Raw genomic sequence first — 16,571 nt, 5'->3', positions numbered from 1 at the left:
CGCCGCCGCGCCCTGGGCCGGGGTCCGGGAGCGGTTCCGCCGTCGGAACGGCCCGCCGCGCCGACCGGGCAGGACGCCCCGCCCGGACCCGTGGCGCCGGGACCGACGGGCCGGACGCCCGCGGAGGGTGAGGAGACGGCCGATCCCGCCGAGCCCCGTGAGCGACCGGCGCAGGAGACCCCCACGTCGGCGCCCGGTGCGGCCGTGCCCGACGGGACGACGCCCCCGCCGAGGGGCGGGAGCGGCACCCCCCGGCCGGTGGACGGGCGGCCCGAGTCCGAGGAGCCGCTCGCTGCGGCCAGGACGGCCCCGGGTGCGCCGGACCGGGGTGGGGCGGCTCCGGGCGGCCCGGAGCCTCCGTCCGGGCCGGAGACGGACACGGAGCCCGGCTTCCCGCCGCGGACGCCGCCCCACGACCAGCCGGACGGATCGTCGAGGACATCGCCCCCGGACGTCGCCACGGGGCCCGCCGCCCCGCCCGCCGCCTCGCACCCCGGGCCCCCCGCCCCCGGCACGGAGCCCCGTACGGGCCTTGCGCCGGGCGGGGAGCCCCACGGCGGGGCCGGGAGGCCGGGCACGGCACCGGAGCGGCTGTCCGGCGACGCGCCGGGCACGGCCCCGGTGCGGGAGCGCCACGCGGGGGACCCGGCGTCGCCCGGGCCCGGCGGTCTCCGGCCCGGGGCGGAATCCGGGAGCGGCGGCGAGGGCGAGGACGGCGACGGCCGGTTCAAGGTCCGGCTGTCGAACTTCGAGGGACCCTTCGACCTGCTGCTTCAGCTGATCTCCAGGCACAAGCTGGATGTCACCGAGGTCGCCCTGTCCAGGGTGACCGACGAGTTCATGGCGTACATCCGGGCGATGGGGCCGGACTGGGACCTGGACGAGACGACCGAGTTCCTGGTCGTGGCGGCCACGCTGCTCGACCTCAAGGCGGCGCGGCTGCTGCCCGCCGCCGAGGTGGAGGACGAGGCCGACCTCGCCCTGCTGGAGGCCCGGGACCTGCTGTTCGCGAGGCTGCTGCAGTACCGCGCGTACAAGCGGATCGCGGAGATCTTCAGCCACCGGCTGGACGACGAGGCCCGGCGCCACCCCCGGACCGTCGGACTCGAACCGCGGCACGCCGAGCTGCTGCCCGAGGTCGTCATCGGCATCGGAGCCGAGGGTTTCGCCCGGCTCGCGGTCAAGGCGATGCAGCCCAGGCCCAAGCCGCAGGTGTACGTCGACCACATCCACGCGCCACTGGTCAGCGTGCAGGAGCAGGCCGGGATCGTCGTCGCGCGGCTGAGGGAGCTGGGGGAGGCCCGTTTCGAAGAGTTGGTGGCGGACACCGACGACACGCTGACCGTCGTCGCCCGCTTCCTCGCCCTGCTGGAGCTGTACCGCGAGAAGGCCGTCGCCCTCGACCAGGAGACCGCGCTCGGCGAGCTGACCGTGCGCTGGACCGGTGGGGACGGGGACGCCGCCCCCACCGTCACCGACGAGTTCGACCGGCCGCCCGAGCAGCCGAAGGAGGAGAGAAAGGCGTGAGCGAGAAGTCGACCGAGGTCCCCGCGGGGCTGCGCACCGTCGCGGACCTCCACCTCAAGCCCGCCCTGGAGGCGGTCCTCATGGTGGTGGACGAGCCCGCGACCGAGGAGCACCTGGCGAAGATACTGGAGCGCCCGAAGCGCCAGGTGGCGGACGCGCTGCGGGAACTGGCCGACGAGTACACCGCCCAGGGCCGCGGCTTCGAACTGCGGCTCGTCGCGGGCGGCTGGCGCTTCTACACCCGCCCCGAGTACGCCGCCGCCGTCGAGGGATTCGTGCTGGACGGCCAGCAGGCCCGGCTCACCCAGGCCGCCCTGGAGACCCTCGCCGTGGTGGCCTACCGGCAGCCGGTCAGCCGCAGCCGCGTCTCCGCCGTACGCGGAGTCAACTGCGACGGTGTGATGCGCACCCTCCTGCAGCGCGGTCTGATCGAGGAGGCGGGCACGGAACCCGAAACAGGTGCGATCCTGTACACGACGACGAACTACTTCCTGGAGCGGATGGGCCTGCGCGGTCTGGACGAGCTCCCGGAGCTCGCTCCCTTCCTCCCGGAGGCGGAGGCGATCGAGGCCGAGACCCAGGAAGCCGTGCCGTCGTTCGATCCGGACGCACCGGACCCGGACGACGGTCCCCCGACGAACACGACGACGACGGAATTCTGATGCGAAGCAGCGGCAGCGGTAAGAGCGGCGGACGCGGTAACCCCAGCGGTGCCGGCAACAACAGGGACCAGAAGCAGGGGCAGGGCCGCCCCCGCAAGCCCCGCCCCGAGGAGCGCCGCTACGACGTCGGCCCCGGAGCCACCAAGGACGGCCCCAAGTCCGGGCGTGGCGGCGCCAAGCCGTCGCCCCAGAAGGGCGGCCGGGGCCGTACCGCCCCGGCCCGTTCGCGCGAGTACGAGACGCGGATCGAGGAGCGCAACCGCGATCGGTACGCGGACAGGAAGGACGTCAAGCTCCCGAAGACCTTCCCCGGCGCCGAGCAGGAGGGCGAGCGGCTGCAGAAGGTGCTCGCCCGCGCGGGCTACGGCTCCCGGCGTGCCTGCGAGGAGCTGATCGAGCAGGCGCGGGTGGAAGTCAACGGCGAGATCGTCCTCGAACAGGGCAAGCGGGTCGACCCGGAGAAGGACGAGGTCAAGGTCGACGGTCTGACCGTCGCCACGCAGTCGTACCAGTTCTTCTCGCTGAACAAGCCCGCCGGTGTCGTCTCGACGATGGAGGACCCCGAGGGCCGGCAGTGCCTCGGCGACTACGTCACCAACCGCGAGACCCGGCTCTTCCACGTCGGACGGCTCGACACCGAGACCGAGGGCGTCATCCTGCTCACCAACCACGGCGAGCTGGCGCACCGTCTCACCCACCCCAAGTACGGCGTGAAGAAGACCTACCTCGCGCACATCGTCGGGCCCATCCCGCGCGACCTCGGCAAGCGCCTCAAGGACGGCATCCAGCTCGAGGACGGTTACGCGCGCGCGGACCACTTCCGGGTCGTCGAGCAGACCGGCAAGAACTACCTCGTCGAGGTGACCCTGCACGAGGGCCGCAAGCACATCGTGCGCCGCATGCTCGCGGAGGCCGGGTTCCCGGTCGACAAGCTGGTGCGCACCGCCTTCGGCCCGATCACGCTGGGCGACCAGAAGTCGGGCTGGCTGCGCCGGCTGTCGAACACCGAGGTCGGCATGCTGATGCAGGAGGTCGACCTGTAGGCCCCGCAGCCTCATCGACGCCCCTTCCCGCGTGGACCGGCCGAAGAACTGACAGCGGGGGGTTGTGGCCGGGACGGCACCCCTTTTATAGTCGTGATGACTATAAAAGGGGGTGCGGGTCATGGACGGCTACGACAAGTACGCGTTCGAGCCCTTCGCCGTCACCGTCGACCTCGCCGTGTTCACGATCCGCGCGGGCACGCTGCACGTGCTGCTCGTCGAGCGCGGTCAGGAGCCGTACGCCGGGCAGTGGGCGCTGCCGGGAGGGTTCGTGCAGCCGGACGAGTCCGCGGAGAGCGCCGCGCGGCGGGAGCTGGGCGAGGAGACCGGTCTGACGGATGTCTCCGGGCCGCACCTGGAACAGCTGCGGACCTACAGCGAACCGGACCGGGACCCCCGTATGCGGGTCGTGTCCGTCGCCTTCGCCGCGCTGCTCCCGGACGCGCCCGAGGCGCACGGCGGCAGCGACGCCGCGCAGGCCCGCTGGACGCCGTACGACTGCGCGCGGGGGCTCGCCTTCGACCACGACCGGATCCTCGCCGACGCGCGGGAACGTGTCGGCGCCAAGCTCGAGTACACCTGCCTCGCCACCGCCTTCTGCCCGCCCGAGTTCACGCTCGGGGAGTTGCAGCAGGTCTACGAGGCCGTGTGGGGCACCTCCCTCGACCGGCCCAACTTCCGGCGCAAGGTGCTCGCCACCCCGGGCTTCGTCGACGCCGTGCCGGGCGCCGCGCGCCTCACGGGCGGCCGGGGCAAACCGGCCGCGCTCTACCGCGCGGGCGCCGCGACCACCCTCCACCCCCCGCTGCTCCGGCCGACTCCGGAAGGACGCCCCGCATGACCACGACCACCGTCACCAAGCGCGCTGCCACGGGAGCGCTCACCGGACTCGCCCTGGGGGACGCGCTCGGCTTCCCGACCGAGTTCAACGACGTCCCCTCGATCCTCGCGAAGTTCGGCCCGTGGCGGGGGATGGACCTGCCCCGGCCCGCGATCGTCACCGACGACACCCAGATGACGCTGGCCCTGGGCAAGGGGCTGCGCACGGCGATGGACCGGGGGCTGCTCACGCCGAAGCGGCTGGCGCGGCCGGTGCGCGAGGAGTTCGTGGAGTGGTACCGCTCGCCCGAGAACAACCGCGCCCCGGGCAACACCTGTCTCAAGGCCTGCCATCTGCTGGCCCGCGAGGACCGTCCCTGGCAGGACGCCAGTCAGGTGGGCTCCAAGGGCTGCGGCGCCAACATGCGCGTCGCGCCCATCGGACTCGCCCCCGGTCTGAGTGACGAACAGCGCGCGGGCGCCGCCCAGTTGCAGTCGGCCCTCACCCACGGGCACCCCACCGCACTCGCCGCCTCCGACCTCACCGCGCACGCCGTACGGCTGCTCGCCGAAGGGGCCGAGCCGACCGGGCTGATCGGACTGCTGCGCTCCTACGCCTACGACAACCGCACCCGCTACCACGAGTTCTGGCTCGGCGACCTGTGGACCCGCGCCCAGGACCCGACCCCCGAGCACTTCATCGCCCGCGGCTGGGACGAGTGCCTGGAGATCCTCGGGCGCCTCCAGGAAGCCGTGCGCACCGTCTCGCCGGAGACCGACCCGTGTCTGGCCACCGGGGAGGGCTGGATCGCGGAGGAGGCCCTGGCGACCGGCCTGCTCTGCTTCCTCCTCTTCGTCGACGAGCCGCTCACCGCCCTGCGCCGCGCCGCCTGCACCGCTGGCGACTCGGACTCCATCGCCTGCCTGACGGGCGCCTTCGCGGGCGCGTACCTGGGTGCCGACGCCTGGCCGGCCGAGTGGGCCGACCGGATCGAGTACCGCGAGGACCTGCTGGCCCTCGGGACGCTTTGGGACGCCCGCCCCTGACCTGCGAGGGCACGTACGCGGCGGCTCACGCCAGGCGGATCGAACGTCCCTCCACCGTGATCCGCTCCTCCGGCAGCGGTCTGGTCGCCGGGCCGTGATCCACCGAACCGTCGGCGATCCTGAACCGGCTGCCGTGGCAGGCGCAGTTGATGGTGCCGTCCGCGACGGCGGCCACGACGCAGTTCCGGTGGGTGCAGATGGCCGAGAAGGCCTTGAAGTCGCCCTCCTCGGGCTGGGTCACCACGACCTTCTGGTCCTTGAAGATCGTGCCCCCGCCCACCGGGATGTCGGCGGTCGAGGCCAGCTCCTGCCCGGCGGATTCCGGCGGGGGGCCGCCCTCGCCGTCCCCGCCGCAGCCGGCGGCCAGTGCCGCCGCACCGGTCGCGAGAAGGACCGTGCGGCGCGTCGTGCGAGAGGGCATGTCGTCACTCCGGGGAAGGGGGGCGTGGAGGGAACACGGCGGTGACACAGTTCCAGCATCTCGGCAATCTTGGCACCGAAAGGGCCGAAGCCGAAGCAAATAGTGGTGAAGTGCCATCAAACGTGCATGCCGTCCTGTCTCAGCGGGCGAGCGCCCGGCACCGGCCGCGGGCGGCCTGACTACGCTGGATGACCGAAGCAGACACGCACGTCAGCAAGGAGCATCGTCGTGGCGGTACGCGCGGTCCGGGGGGCCGTCCAGTTGGAGCGGGACGAGGCCGGTCACATGGAGGAGCAGGTCGGGGCGCTGCTCACCGCCGTCATGGAGCGCAACGGCCTGCACACCGACGACCTGATCAGTCTCTGGTTCACGGCCACGCCCGACCTGCACTGCGACTTCCCGGCCGTCGCCGCCCGCAGGCTCGGCATCGTCGACGTCCCCCTGATCTGCGCCCAGGAGCTCGACATCGAGGGCGCCATGCCCCGCGTCGTCCGGGTCCTCGCGCACATCGAGTCCGACAAGCCCCGCGCCGACATCGCGCACGTCTACCTCGGCGCCGCGGCAGCCCTGCGCAAGGACATCGCCCAGTGAGAACCGCACTCGTCATCGGCACCGGACTCATCGGCACGTCCGCGGCCCTCGCGCTGTCCCAGCGGGGCGTCGTCGTCCACCTCACCGACCACGACCCGGAGCAGGCCCGTACGGCGGCGGCGCTGGGCGCCGGGACGGACGAGACGCCCGACGGGCCGGTGGACCTGGCGATCGTCGCCGCCCCGCCCGCCCACGTGGCCGACGTGCTCGCCGACGCGATGCGGCGCGGGCTGGCGCGCGGCTACATCGACGTGGCCAGCGTCAAGGGCGGACCGCGCCGTGAGCTCCAGGAGCGCGGGCTCGACCTGGCGTCCTACATCGGCACCCACCCCATGTCCGGCCGCGAGAAGTCCGGCCCGCTGGCCGCCACCGGTGACCTCTTCGAGGGGCGCCCCTGGGTGCTCACCCCGACCCGGGACACCGACACCGAGGTGCTGAACCTCGCCCTGGAGCTGGTCTCGCACTGCAGGGCCGTGCCCGTCGTCATGGACGCCGACGCCCACGACCGTGCCGTGGCCCTCGTCTCCCACATGCCCCACCTGGTGTCCAGCATGGTCGCCGCCCGCCTGGAACACGCCGAGGAAGCCGCCGTACGGCTGTGCGGGCAGGGCATCCGGGACGTGACCCGGATCGCCGCCTCCGACCCCCGGATGTGGATCGACATCCTGTCCGCGAACCCCGGGCCGGTCGCCGACCTGCTCACGGATGTCGCCGCGGACCTGGAGGAGACCGTGCGCGCCCTGCGCGCGCTGCAGTCCTCCGACGAGGACAAGCGCCGCGAGGGCTCCACGGGGATCGAGGACGTGCTGCGCCGCGGGAACGCCGGCCAGGTCCGCGTCCCCGGCAAGCACGGCTCCGCGCCGCGCGTCTACGAGGTCGTGGCGGTGCTCATCGACGACCAGCCCGGGCAGCTGGCCCGGATCTTCGCCGACGCCGGCCGCGCCGGGGTCAACATCGAGGACGTCCGGATCGAGCACGCCACCGGTCAGCAGGCCGGTCTGATCCAGCTCATGGTGGAACCCAAGGCGGCCCCGGTCCTCACCGCGGGCCTGCGGGAGAGGGGCTGGGCGATCCGGCAGTGAGACGCCGGGGCCCTTCCCCCGAAGGGCCGGATCGTCCGCTTGTCAGAAGGGTTCCGGGGAGCCAGTAATCTGGTGCGGGGCGTGTCCGCGCCCCGCACGCACCCCTCCACCGCACCAGGAAGGTGTTCCTCCGTGGAAAACGGCGCCGCCCAGCCCGTGATTGTCGCCATCGACGGCCCCTCCGGCACGGGCAAGTCGAGCACGTCGAAGGCCGTGGCGGCGCAGCTCGGCCTGAGCTACCTGGACACCGGCGCCCAGTACCGGGCGATCACCTGGTGGATGGTGCACCACGGCATCGACACCGACGACCCCACCGCGATCGCCGCCGTGGCCGCGAAGCCGGAGATCGTCTCGGGCACCGACCCCGAGAACCCGACCATCACCGTCGACGGGGTCGACGTGGCCGGGCCGATCCGCGGGCAGGACGTCACCGCCAAGGTCAGCGCGGTCAGCGCGGTTCCCGAGGTGCGGACGCGGATCACCGAGCTGCAGCGCTCCATCGCCGCCTCCGCCGTCACCGGCATCGTCGTCGAGGGGCGTGACATCGGCACCACCGTGCTCCCCGACGCCGACCTGAAGATCTTCCTCACCGCCTCCCCGGAGGCGCGGGCGGCCCGCCGCAGCGGCGAGCTGAAGGGCGCCGACCTGAACACCACCCGCGAGGCCCTGGCCAAGCGGGACGCGGCGGACTCCAGCCGCAAGACCTCCCCGCTGGCCAAGGCCGGCGACGCGGTCGAGGTGGACACCACCGACCTGACCCTGCCGCAGGTCATCGAGTGTGTCGTCACCCTCGTCGAGGAGAAGCGGGCCGGGAAGTGACCGACGTCCCATCGGTGCGGAGCGCCGAGGTCGGGCGGCGCATCGGCGTCGGCCTGATGTACGGGCTGTGGAAGCCGCGTGTGCTGGGTGCCTGGCGGGTGCCCGCGGCCGGCCCGGTGATCTTCGCCGTGAACCACTCCCACAACGTCGACGGGCCGATGGTCATGGGCGTGGCGCCCCGGCCGACACACTTCCTGATCAAGAAGGAGGCGTTCATCGGCCCGCTCGATCCGTTCCTGACCGGCATCGGCCAGCTCAAGGTGGACCGGAACACCACCGACCGCACGGCGATCTCCCGGGCGCTGGGCGTGCTGGAGCAGGGCGGTGTCCTCGGTATCTTCCCCGAGGGCACGCGCGGCGAGGGCGACTTCGCCTCGCTGCGCGCGGGGCTCGCGTACTTCGCCGTCCGCGGCGGGGCGCCGATCGTGCCCGTCGCCGTGCTGGGAAGTTCGGACCGGCCCGGACGGTTGATAAAGGCGCTGCCTCCGCTGCGCTCCCGCGTCGACGTCGTCTTCGGCGACCCGTTCGAGGCGGGCGACGGCAGCGGGCGACGCACGCGCAAGGCGCTCGACGAGGCGACCGAGCGCATCCAGAAGCAGCTCACCGCCCACCTGGAAAACGCCAGGCGCCTCACCGGGCGCTAGGCGACACTGAGTAGTGGATCACCCTGTTACGGGGTGGTCCACCGATCACCACGATGAACAACGAGGTACGGACTTCATGAACGACCACATCCAGCCCGACGGCTCGGCCGAGCACGAGCACGATCACGGGGCGCTGGGCGATGCCGAGTTCGCGGAGTTCGTGGAGCTCGCCGCGGAGGAGGGCTTCGACCTCGAGGACATCGAGGGCGCGATCGAGGCCGCCGGACACGGTCCGCTGCCCGTGCTCGCCGTCGTCGGACGTCCCAATGTCGGCAAGTCGACCCTGGTGAACCGCATCATCGGCCGCCGCGAGGCCGTCGTCGAGGACAAGCCGGGCGTCACCCGCGACCGCGTCACCTACGAGGCCGAGTGGGCGGGCCGCCGCTTCAAGGTCGTCGACACCGGCGGCTGGGAGCAGGACGTCCTCGGCATCGACGCCTCCGTGGCCGCGCAGGCCGAGTACGCCATCGAGGCCGCCGACGCGGTCGTCTTCGTCGTCGACGCCAAGGTCGGCGCCACCGACACCGACGAGGCCGTCGTCCGGCTGCTGCGCAAGGCCGGCAAGCCGGTCGTGCTGTGCGCCAACAAGGTGGACGGGCCGAGCGGCGAGGCCGACGCGGCCTACCTGTGGTCGCTGGGTCTGGGTGAGCCGCATCCGGTCTCGGCCCTGCACGGCCGCGGCACCGGCGACATGCTGGACCAGGTCCTGGAGGTCCTGCCGGAGGCCCCGGCGCAGACCTTCGGCACCGCCGTCGGCGGCCCGCGCCGGGTCGCCCTGATCGGCAGGCCCAACGTCGGCAAGTCCTCGCTGCTGAACAAGGTCGCGGGCGAGGAGCGGGTCGTCGTCAACGAACTCGCCGGCACCACCCGTGACCCGGTCGACGAGATGATCGAACTGGGCGGCAAGACCTGGAAGTTCGTCGACACGGCGGGCATCCGCAAGCGCGTCCACCTCCAGCAGGGCGCCGACTACTACGCCTCGCTGCGCACCGCCGCCGCCGTCGAGAAGGCCGAGGTCGCCGTCGTCCTCATCGACGCCGCGGATTCCATCTCGGTGCAGGACCAGCGCATCGTCACCATGGCCGTGGAGGCGGGCCGCGCGCTCGTCCTCGCGTACAACAAGTGGGACACCCTCGACGAGGAGCGCCGCTACTACCTGGAGCGGGAGATCGAGACCGAGCTCGGCCAGGTCGCGTGGGCGCCCCGGGTGAACGTCTCGGCGCACACCGGCCGCCACATGGAGAAGCTGGTCCCGGCCATCGAGACGGCCCTGGAGGGGTGGGAGACCCGGGTCCCGACGGGCAGGCTGAACGCCTTCCTCGGTGAGCTGGTCGCCGCCCACCCGCATCCCGTGCGGGGCGGCAAGCAGCCGCGCATCCTGTTCGGCACGCAGGCGGGCACCAGGCCGCCGCGGTTCGTGCTGTTCGCCTCCGGCTTCATCGAGGCGGGCTACCGGCGCTTCATCGAGCGCCGGCTGCGCGAGGAGTTCGGCTTCGAGGGGACGCCGATCCACATCTCGGTGCGGGTCCGCGAGAAGCGCGGCAAGAAGAAGTAGCGAACGACAGGCATGGTGAAGGGGCGGCCCCGATCGGGGCCGCCCCTTCACCATGCCTCGGTCAGGCGCCTCTGCGCGGGGTCGGTGGCAGTCCGGCCGGCACGTGGTGCATGCCGGAGGCGGTCCGGCCGACCGTGCCGACCCGCTGCCACTGCGGTTGCTGACCCGCGCCGTGACGGGTGCTGCTCGCCCCCGCGCCATAGGCGCCGTACGCACCGCTCACCAGGGAGGCACCGAACGACCCCGGGCTGTGGCCGCCGTACGAGCCCGTACTGTGCGGGATGTTCCCGAAGGCGGTGAAGCCCAGCTCCTCCTCACCGCTGCGGTCACCCGGCAGTGAACGGAAGGACTTGACGTACTCGGTGTACAGGGCGTCGTAGATCGGCGTGGCCGAGAGGCCGCTCCGGGAGTCCTGCGCCGGGCGCACGGGGGCGGGGACCGAGGCGAGGGACTGGCGGCGGGGAGCGTCGTATGCGTGCACGTATGTCCAAACGACCCCGTGCCGTAAGGGATGCGGCCCTTTTGTGCCTTTCGCCGACCGTGTGCCCGTCGCGTGCGGGTCGGGTCGGTCAGATGCCGGCGAGCGGCAGCGCCGCGGCGACGAGTTTGCCGTTCGCCGCCGCCTTGTCCAGCGCGTCGCGCAGCAGGTCCTCGCGCGGCTGGCGGCCGATCGAGCCGACCGGGGCCGCGAACATCAGCACCTGCTGGTGCTTGTTGGCCGCCGACCGCCAGCCGTCGGTGACCTGGAGCGGCTGGTGCGCCTGCCACCAGGCCACCGGCCGGCCGCCGTTCGGGTTCGGCTGGAGCACGGCGTGCAGTTGTCCCGCGGCGAGCAGCACCGACCAGCCGTGCAGCGCCGGGGGTACGGCCGACAGCTCGGTCAGCGGCATGAAGCCCTGCTCGATGAGCAACGGCAGGAAGTCGTCGCCGGCCCCGAGCGAACCGGGCCGCGCGACCGGCGCGGTCGGCTCGACGACCAGGGCCGGGTGCAACTCCCCGGAGATCAGGACCAGTCCGCTGGTCACCCCGAGAACGGCCTGCTCGGGCGCGACGTTCGCGGGCGCCGGCGCCGGCGTCGCGGTGTCCCCGCCGATGGCCCGCACGGCCCCCTGGAGCTGCTCCTCGGTGACCTGGACGACCTGCGAGGGCAGGCAGGTGGCGTGGGCGAAGGCGAGCACGGCGGTCTCGTCGCCGATGAACAGGACGGTGCTGGTGCGCTCCTGTCCCGGGTCGCCCGGGGTGCGGCAGGAGGTGCAGTCGTAACTGCCCGGGGCCGACGCTCCGGCGAGCAGGCGGTCTGCTTCTTCGTCGCCGATCTCGGCGCGTACCTCGTCGCTGACGTCGAGCATGCGCGGCACGGGTGGCTCCCTCGGGATGCGGTGCGTGACGAGGCCGGGTGGCTCCCGGCCCGTGGTCGGGGTGGGTCCCCGGCTCATGAAGAAGACAACGGGCGATCTGTGGCGGGAGTCACGCCCGAGGGCGAACGGAATCGAACCATCCAGCGCGCACGGTCACGGCGGGCGCGGAATCGGCCACTCACCGTCAACTGTCCGCGCGTGCACTGTGGTTGAACGGGTGAGGAGGCTCACAGGTTACCCGGCGGGGTGGTCGATAAATCCGGAAATCAGCGAATGAAGTGGGTGGCCGAAAATCGCCGATACCCGAGGTAAGGCGCAACTGGCCTGGCATGACGAGGCGTTGGTTGATCCGGGACCCTCGGGTTCCTTAGATTCCTCCGCCGTGTGCAGCGAGCACCGCTCGGGTACGTCCGCCGACCAAACCGCACAGCACCACCGCACGACCCGAAGGCGGACGGGGCGAGCGCGGCTCACACGCCTCATGGCGTGGTGAGCGGCGTTCCGTCCTGGGGGACCCCGAGTCCTTGGGAAGGGACCTACATGTCCGAATGTGCCGATAACACCCGCGACAACGCTCGCAAGACCCGTACGACGGCGGCCCTCGCCGGCGCGGCACTGCTCGCGCCCCTGGCACTGCTGGCCGCGACCGGGAACGCCACGGCGGCGGACAGCGGAGTGTGGGACCGCATCGCACAGTGCGAGAGCGGCGGCAACTGGCACATCAACACCGGCAACGGCTATTACGGCGGACTCCAGTTCTCCGGCGCCACCTGGCGCGCCTACGGCGGTACGGCCTACGCGCCGACGGCCGACCGGGCCACCAGGTCCCAGCAGATCGCGGTGGCCACGAAGGTCCAGCGCGCCCAGGGGTGGGGCGCCTGGCCGACCTGCTCCGCCCGCGCGGGGGCGTCCGGGAACGCACCCGCCGCCGGCGCGGTGACCGCGGACAAGGCCCCGTCGAGCTCCTCGACGACCTCGAAGTCGTCGCAACCGGCGCGACCGTCCGAGCCGTCGACGACGCCGGCCCGTCCGGCCGGGCACGCGGACCGGGGGGCGCCCGGCGGCGACTACACCGTCCGCGCGGGCGACACACTGAGCGCTGTGGCCGCGCGGCACGGGCTCGACTGGCAGCGCCTGTACGAGGCCAACCGGTCCGTCATCGGCCCGGACCCCGACGTGATCGTGCCCGGACAGCGTCTCGTCGTCTGAGCCGCCCCCCTCGCCCGGGACACGGCGCCCCGTCCGGTCGGCCGACCGGACGGGGCCCGTCGGCGCTCCCGGGGGTGTCGTTCGGATCGGACCGGCTCCAGGGAGCGGTGCCGGGCCCCGCTCGCCTCGGCAGGATCCGAACGACACCCCCTAACCCTGCTGTGCGGAGGTGGACCGGCCGAGTTCGCCCGCCTCCCCGGCGAACACCACCGAGCCGCGGCGCAGTACGTACACGAAGGCGGGGTGGTCGCGCAGTGCGGGCGGCAGCCGCTGCTCCGCGACGACCACGCACGCGTCGAGGGCGGCCAGCAGCGCGTAGGTGCGGGCCGCGACCGCGGGGGACATGCCCTGCGCGGGCTCGTCGACGAGCACCACGCGCGCGCGGGCGAGCAACGCCCGGGACAGGGCCAGCATGCGCTGCTCACCGCCGGAGAGCGTGCCGGCCCGGCGCTCCAGCAGCGGCCGCAGCCGCGGGTAGGCGCCGAGGGCCGGATCGGGGTCGGGCGCGGTGAGGGCGAGGTTCTCGCGCACGGTGAGGGAGCCGAACACCGCCTGGCGCTCCGGCACCAGGCACAGTCCGCGCCGGGCCCGCTCGTACGCCGGTACGCCGGTCACGTCGACGTCGTCCCACCACACCGCCCCGCCGGACAGCGGCACGGCGCCGGCCAGCGCGCGCAGGACGGTCGTACGACCGGAGCCGTTGCGGCCCAGCAGCACGGTGAGTCCGGGGCCCGGGGCGGCGAGGGTGACGCCGTGCAGGGCCTCCAGGGGGCCGTACCGCACGCGCGCGCGGCGCAGGGAGAGGACGGTCGTGGTCATGGGCGGTTCGCCTCGCCGACGGTGTCCAGGACATGACCGGGGGGCCCGGAGGCAACGATCCGGCCCGCCGTCATCACGTGCACGACGTCGGCGAGGTCGGCCACCAGGTCCAGATCGTGCTCGACGACCAGGAGCGCCGTGCCGTCGGCGGCCAGCGCCTTGAGGATCCGGGCCAGCGCGGCGACCTCGGCGGTGTCGAGACCGGCGGCGGGTTCGTCCAGCAGGAGCACGCGCGGGCCGGCGGCGAGGGCCCGCGCGAGTTCCACCCGGCGCAGCGTCCCGGTGGGCAGCCCGGCCGCCGGCCGGGCCCGCACCGGCCCGTCCAGCCCGAGGAGTCGCAGCGTCCGCTCCACGGCGCCGGGATCGCCGCGCCGGCTCTGCTCGGCACCGACGCGCACGTTCTCGGCCACGGTCAGCGTCGGGAAGACCGCCAGCTGCTGGAACGTCCGCGCGATGCCGAGCCGGGTGCGGGCGTGCGCGGGCAGCCGCGTGATGTCCCGCCCCGCGAGCCGGACCGACCCCCGCGCGGGCCGCAGCGTCCCCGCCAGACAGTGGAACAGCGTGCTCTTACCGGCCCCGTTGGGCCCGACGACGGCCGTCACCCGCCCGGCCGGAAGGCCGAGATCCACACCGTCCAGCGCGGTGAACCCGCCGTAGCGGGCGTGCAGGGCACGGGCCTCGAGGACGTGGGGCGCGGTGGCCCCGGGTGCGGGGGCGCCGGTCGGGCGGCGTGATCCGGGGGGCGGGCCGTCCGGGGCGGCGTGGCTCCGCCGACGGCCCTCCCTGTCCCGGTACGCCGTCGCCTCCGGGGGCGGCTGCCCGCGGGCGTCTTCGGGCGACGGAGCACGAGGGGTGCCCGGGGAACCCGGGGGACCGACGCCCTCGCCCCGCGCCGCCGCGCCCTGGCCGGCGTCCCCCTGAGACAGCCCGGTCGGCGGGGCGCCGGGGGGATGTTCCGCCGTCGGAGTGGGAGTCGGAGTCGGAGTGGCGGTCGGGGGCCGGTCGAGCCGTCGGGTTGCCGCGTACAGCCCTCCCGGGGCCACCTTCCCCCGCCGGCCCGCGCCCGTCGCCGTCGCTCCCGTCGGCACCGGAGCGCGCGTCGGGGCGGGCTGCGGCCCGCGGAGCCGACGGCGCACCCGGGCACCCAGCGGTGTCGGTTCCGGTGGCCGGTCCGGCCGCAGCCGTTCCGCCGCCGCGCGCAGCGCGTCGTGGGGGCCGCCCGGGAAGCGGCCCGTCAGGACCGCCAGGACGCCGATCACGGCCGCGGCCACGCCCCCGCGCGTGCCGGCGTCCAGACCGACCAGCAGGGCCGCGGCGAGGAGTGCGCCCAGGGTGCTGTCGGCGCCCAGGACCACCACCGCGGCGAACCACAGCAGGCCCCGTACGGGGTCGTACGCGGAGGGGTCGAAGGCGCGCAGCCCCATGCCGAGCATGCCGCCGCCGAGTGCGGCCAGCGCGGCACCGCAGACGAAGGCCAGGAGTTTCAGCGACGGCACGCGGACGCCCGCCGCCCGCGCCCCGGACTCGTGGTCCCGCATCGCCGCCAGCGCACGGCCCGTACGGCCCCGGCGCAGGGCCCAGGCCGCCGTCAGCGCGCACGCCAGGAGGGCGAGCTCCAGCACGTAGTACGCGCGGTCGCCGTCGAAGCCCGCCGGGCGGTCCAGGGACAGCCCCGACGTGGCGTACGGCTGGTCGAAGACGAAGCGGCTCACGCCGACGCCCACCGCGAACGTCGCCAGTGCCGGCGCGAGCCCCCGGCGGCCGATCGCCGGCCAGCCCGTCAGCACGCCCAGCGGAGCGACCAGGACGACCGCCACCGCGAGCGCGACGAGCTCCGGCAGCCGGGGGAGGCCGGGGAAGCGACCGGCCGCGAGGAGCGCCGTGAACAGGGCGCCCAGGCCCGCGTACGCCGCCTGCCCGAGCGAGATCTGGCCGCCCCGGCCGGTGACCACCACCAGGGACAGCAGCACCACTGCGAGCGCCGGCACCTGCACCGCCGTGTGCAGATCGCGCCCGGCGAAGCCCAGCGGCAGCAGGAACAGCACCCCGGCCACGATCCAGGCGCCCGGCGGTGTCGGCAGCCGCGCGGTGGCCGTGTGCGGGAGCGCCTCGCGCGTGCCGACCCCGGGCACCACCAGGGCGGCGAACAGCAGCGCCACGACGAAGAGGTTGGCGCCTACCGCCTGGAACAGCGGCTCACCCCACCCCGACGGGTGCAGCCGCGTCAGCTGACTCTGCGCCACCCCGATGCCGAGCGCGACGGCCACCGCCACCGGCAGGCTCCGCATCCGCGCGGCGACCGCGACCGCCACCACCTCCATGACGAGCAGCGGCAGCCCGTACGGGTCCAGCCGCACGAACGGAGCCAGCAGTACGCCGGTCAGACCGGCCGTGAACGAACCGAAGGCCCAGCCCGCCGCCGCGACCCGGTCCGCGTCGACACCGGCGAGCACGGCCAGGTGCCGGTCGTCCACGACGGCCCGCAGCTCCCGCCCGAACCGCGTCCAGCGGATCACCGCCCCGACCCCGGCGGCCAGCACGGCCACCACCGCCAGCTGCCCCCACGGATCCGCCGACACCAGCACCGGCGCGTCGTCCCGCGCTCCCTGCCCCCACAGCAGCGCCGCTCCGCCCACCAGCAGCACGAACACCCCGATGGCCGCCACCAGCGTCTGCGCCGGATCGCCGCCCCGCACGGACAGCGGCCGGAACACGAACCGCTCCAGCACCACCCCGATCCCCGGCGCCACCACCAGCGTCGTCAGCGCGGCGGCCCACCACAGCGGCCAGCCCCAGTCGACCACGCAGCCGCGCAGCACATACGCGCACACCATCGCGATCGCCCCGTGCGCGAAGTTCAGCACCCCGGTCGCCCGGTACGTCACGATCAGACCGATCCCGGTGAGCGCCGCGGCGGCGCCCACCGACAGACCGGCCAGGGTCAGGTCGTACGTCAGGGAGGCCATGGGCGAGGA

At 73.9% G+C, this 16,571-nt stretch carries 16 protein-coding genes; 11 read left to right on the top strand and 5 right to left on the bottom strand.

All coding sequences use genetic code 11. The annotated features are described in order from the left end of the window. The first annotated feature begins 204 nt into the window (after nt 1-204). From IE178_RS35745 to IE178_RS07130, 5 genes are all read left to right on the top strand, one after another. Nucleotides 205-1,527 carry a segregation and condensation protein A gene (locus IE178_RS35745; RefSeq protein WP_438874352.1) on the top strand — a complete coding sequence of 441 codons (1,323 nt, stop codon included), beginning with the start codon at nt 205-207 and terminating at the stop codon, nt 1,525-1,527. Then, nucleotides 1,524-2,189 carry an SMC-Scp complex subunit ScpB gene (gene scpB, locus IE178_RS07145; RefSeq protein WP_193511642.1) on the top strand — a complete coding sequence of 222 codons (666 nt, stop codon included), beginning with the start codon at nt 1,524-1,526 and terminating at the stop codon, nt 2,187-2,189. Before IE178_RS35745 ends, scpB begins: the two co-directional genes overlap by 4 nt. Beyond that, on the top strand, nt 2,189-3,232 hold the full coding sequence (locus IE178_RS07140) for a pseudouridine synthase (RefSeq protein ID WP_184766136.1): 1,044 nt from the start codon (nt 2,189-2,191) through the stop codon (nt 3,230-3,232). The genes scpB and IE178_RS07140 overlap by 1 nt, the downstream gene beginning before the upstream one ends. 121 nt (nt 3,233-3,353) lie before the next feature. After that, nucleotides 3,354-4,073: an NUDIX hydrolase gene (locus tag IE178_RS07135; protein ID WP_193511641.1), complete on the top strand. Its 720-nt coding sequence runs from the start codon at nt 3,354-3,356 to the stop codon at nt 4,071-4,073. Next, the gene (locus IE178_RS07130; protein WP_193511640.1) at nt 4,070-5,098 is read left to right on the top strand and encodes an ADP-ribosylglycohydrolase family protein; all 1,029 of its coding nucleotides are present in this window, start codon (nt 4,070-4,072) and stop codon (nt 5,096-5,098) included. Before IE178_RS07135 ends, IE178_RS07130 begins: the two co-directional genes overlap by 4 nt. 25 nt (nt 5,099-5,123) lie before the next feature. On the opposite strand, the gene IE178_RS07125 is transcribed toward IE178_RS07130, so the two are convergent. Further along, nucleotides 5,124-5,519, bottom strand: a complete 396-nt coding sequence (locus IE178_RS07125) for a Rieske (2Fe-2S) protein (RefSeq protein ID WP_184766133.1) — start codon at nt 5,517-5,519, stop codon at nt 5,124-5,126. 228 nt (nt 5,520-5,747) lie between these two features. Between IE178_RS07125 and aroH the strand changes: the two genes are divergently transcribed. From aroH to der, 5 genes are all read left to right on the top strand, one after another. Continuing rightward, a complete protein-coding gene (aroH, locus tag IE178_RS07120) occupies nt 5,748-6,110 on the top strand; it encodes a chorismate mutase (protein ID WP_184766132.1) in 363 nt (120 codons plus the stop codon). Then, entirely contained in the window at nt 6,107-7,192 is a 1,086-nt protein-coding gene (locus IE178_RS07115) for a prephenate dehydrogenase (RefSeq protein ID WP_193511639.1), read from the top strand. Before aroH ends, IE178_RS07115 begins: the two co-directional genes overlap by 4 nt. A 132-nt stretch (nt 7,193-7,324) precedes the next feature. Next, nucleotides 7,325-8,011 (top strand): (d)CMP kinase, encoded by a 687-nt coding sequence (gene cmk, locus IE178_RS07110; RefSeq protein ID WP_184766130.1) that lies wholly within the window; start codon nt 7,325-7,327, stop codon nt 8,009-8,011. Beyond that, nucleotides 8,008-8,655 carry a lysophospholipid acyltransferase family protein gene (locus IE178_RS07105; RefSeq protein ID WP_193511638.1) on the top strand — a complete coding sequence of 216 codons (648 nt, stop codon included), beginning with the start codon at nt 8,008-8,010 and terminating at the stop codon, nt 8,653-8,655. The genes cmk and IE178_RS07105 overlap by 4 nt, the downstream gene beginning before the upstream one ends. Nucleotides 8,656-8,731: 76 nt before the next feature. After that, entirely contained in the window at nt 8,732-10,210 is a 1,479-nt protein-coding gene (gene der / locus IE178_RS07100) for a ribosome biogenesis GTPase Der (RefSeq protein ID WP_184766128.1), read from the top strand. 61 nt (nt 10,211-10,271) lie between these two features. Here the strand turns inward: der and IE178_RS07095 are convergent, their stop codons facing one another. After that, complete coding sequence (locus IE178_RS07095) at nt 10,272-10,691, bottom strand: hypothetical protein (protein WP_184766127.1); 420 nt, start codon at nt 10,689-10,691, stop codon at nt 10,272-10,274. 88 nt (nt 10,692-10,779) lie between these two features. After that, a complete protein-coding gene (locus IE178_RS07090; protein ID WP_184766126.1) occupies nt 10,780-11,568 on the bottom strand; it encodes a DUF8842 C-terminal domain-containing protein in 789 nt (262 codons plus the stop codon). 540 nt (nt 11,569-12,108) lie between these two features. On the opposite strand from IE178_RS07090, the gene IE178_RS07085 reads away from it, so the two are divergent. Next, nucleotides 12,109-12,777 carry a LysM peptidoglycan-binding domain-containing protein gene (locus IE178_RS07085; protein WP_193511637.1) on the top strand — a complete coding sequence of 223 codons (669 nt, stop codon included), beginning with the start codon at nt 12,109-12,111 and terminating at the stop codon, nt 12,775-12,777. 150 nt (nt 12,778-12,927) lie between these two features. Here the strand turns inward: IE178_RS07085 and IE178_RS07080 are convergent, their stop codons facing one another. Then, the gene (locus IE178_RS07080; protein WP_184766124.1) at nt 12,928-13,596 is read right to left on the bottom strand and encodes an ABC transporter ATP-binding protein; all 669 of its coding nucleotides are present in this window, start codon (nt 13,594-13,596) and stop codon (nt 12,928-12,930) included. Then, entirely contained in the window at nt 13,593-16,562 is a 2,970-nt protein-coding gene (locus IE178_RS07075; RefSeq protein ID WP_193511636.1) for an ABC transporter permease subunit, read from the bottom strand. Before IE178_RS07075 ends, IE178_RS07080 begins: the two co-directional genes overlap by 4 nt. Nucleotides 16,563-16,571: the final 9 nt, after the last annotated feature.

Origin of the sequence: Streptomyces griseoloalbus (assembly GCA_014650015.1) — a bacterium.
GTDB lineage: Bacteria > Actinomycetota > Actinomycetes > Streptomycetales > Streptomycetaceae > Streptomyces > Streptomyces griseoloalbus.
Note: the sequence above shows the minus strand (reverse complement) of the source record. Positions and strands in the feature narration are given on the sequence as shown.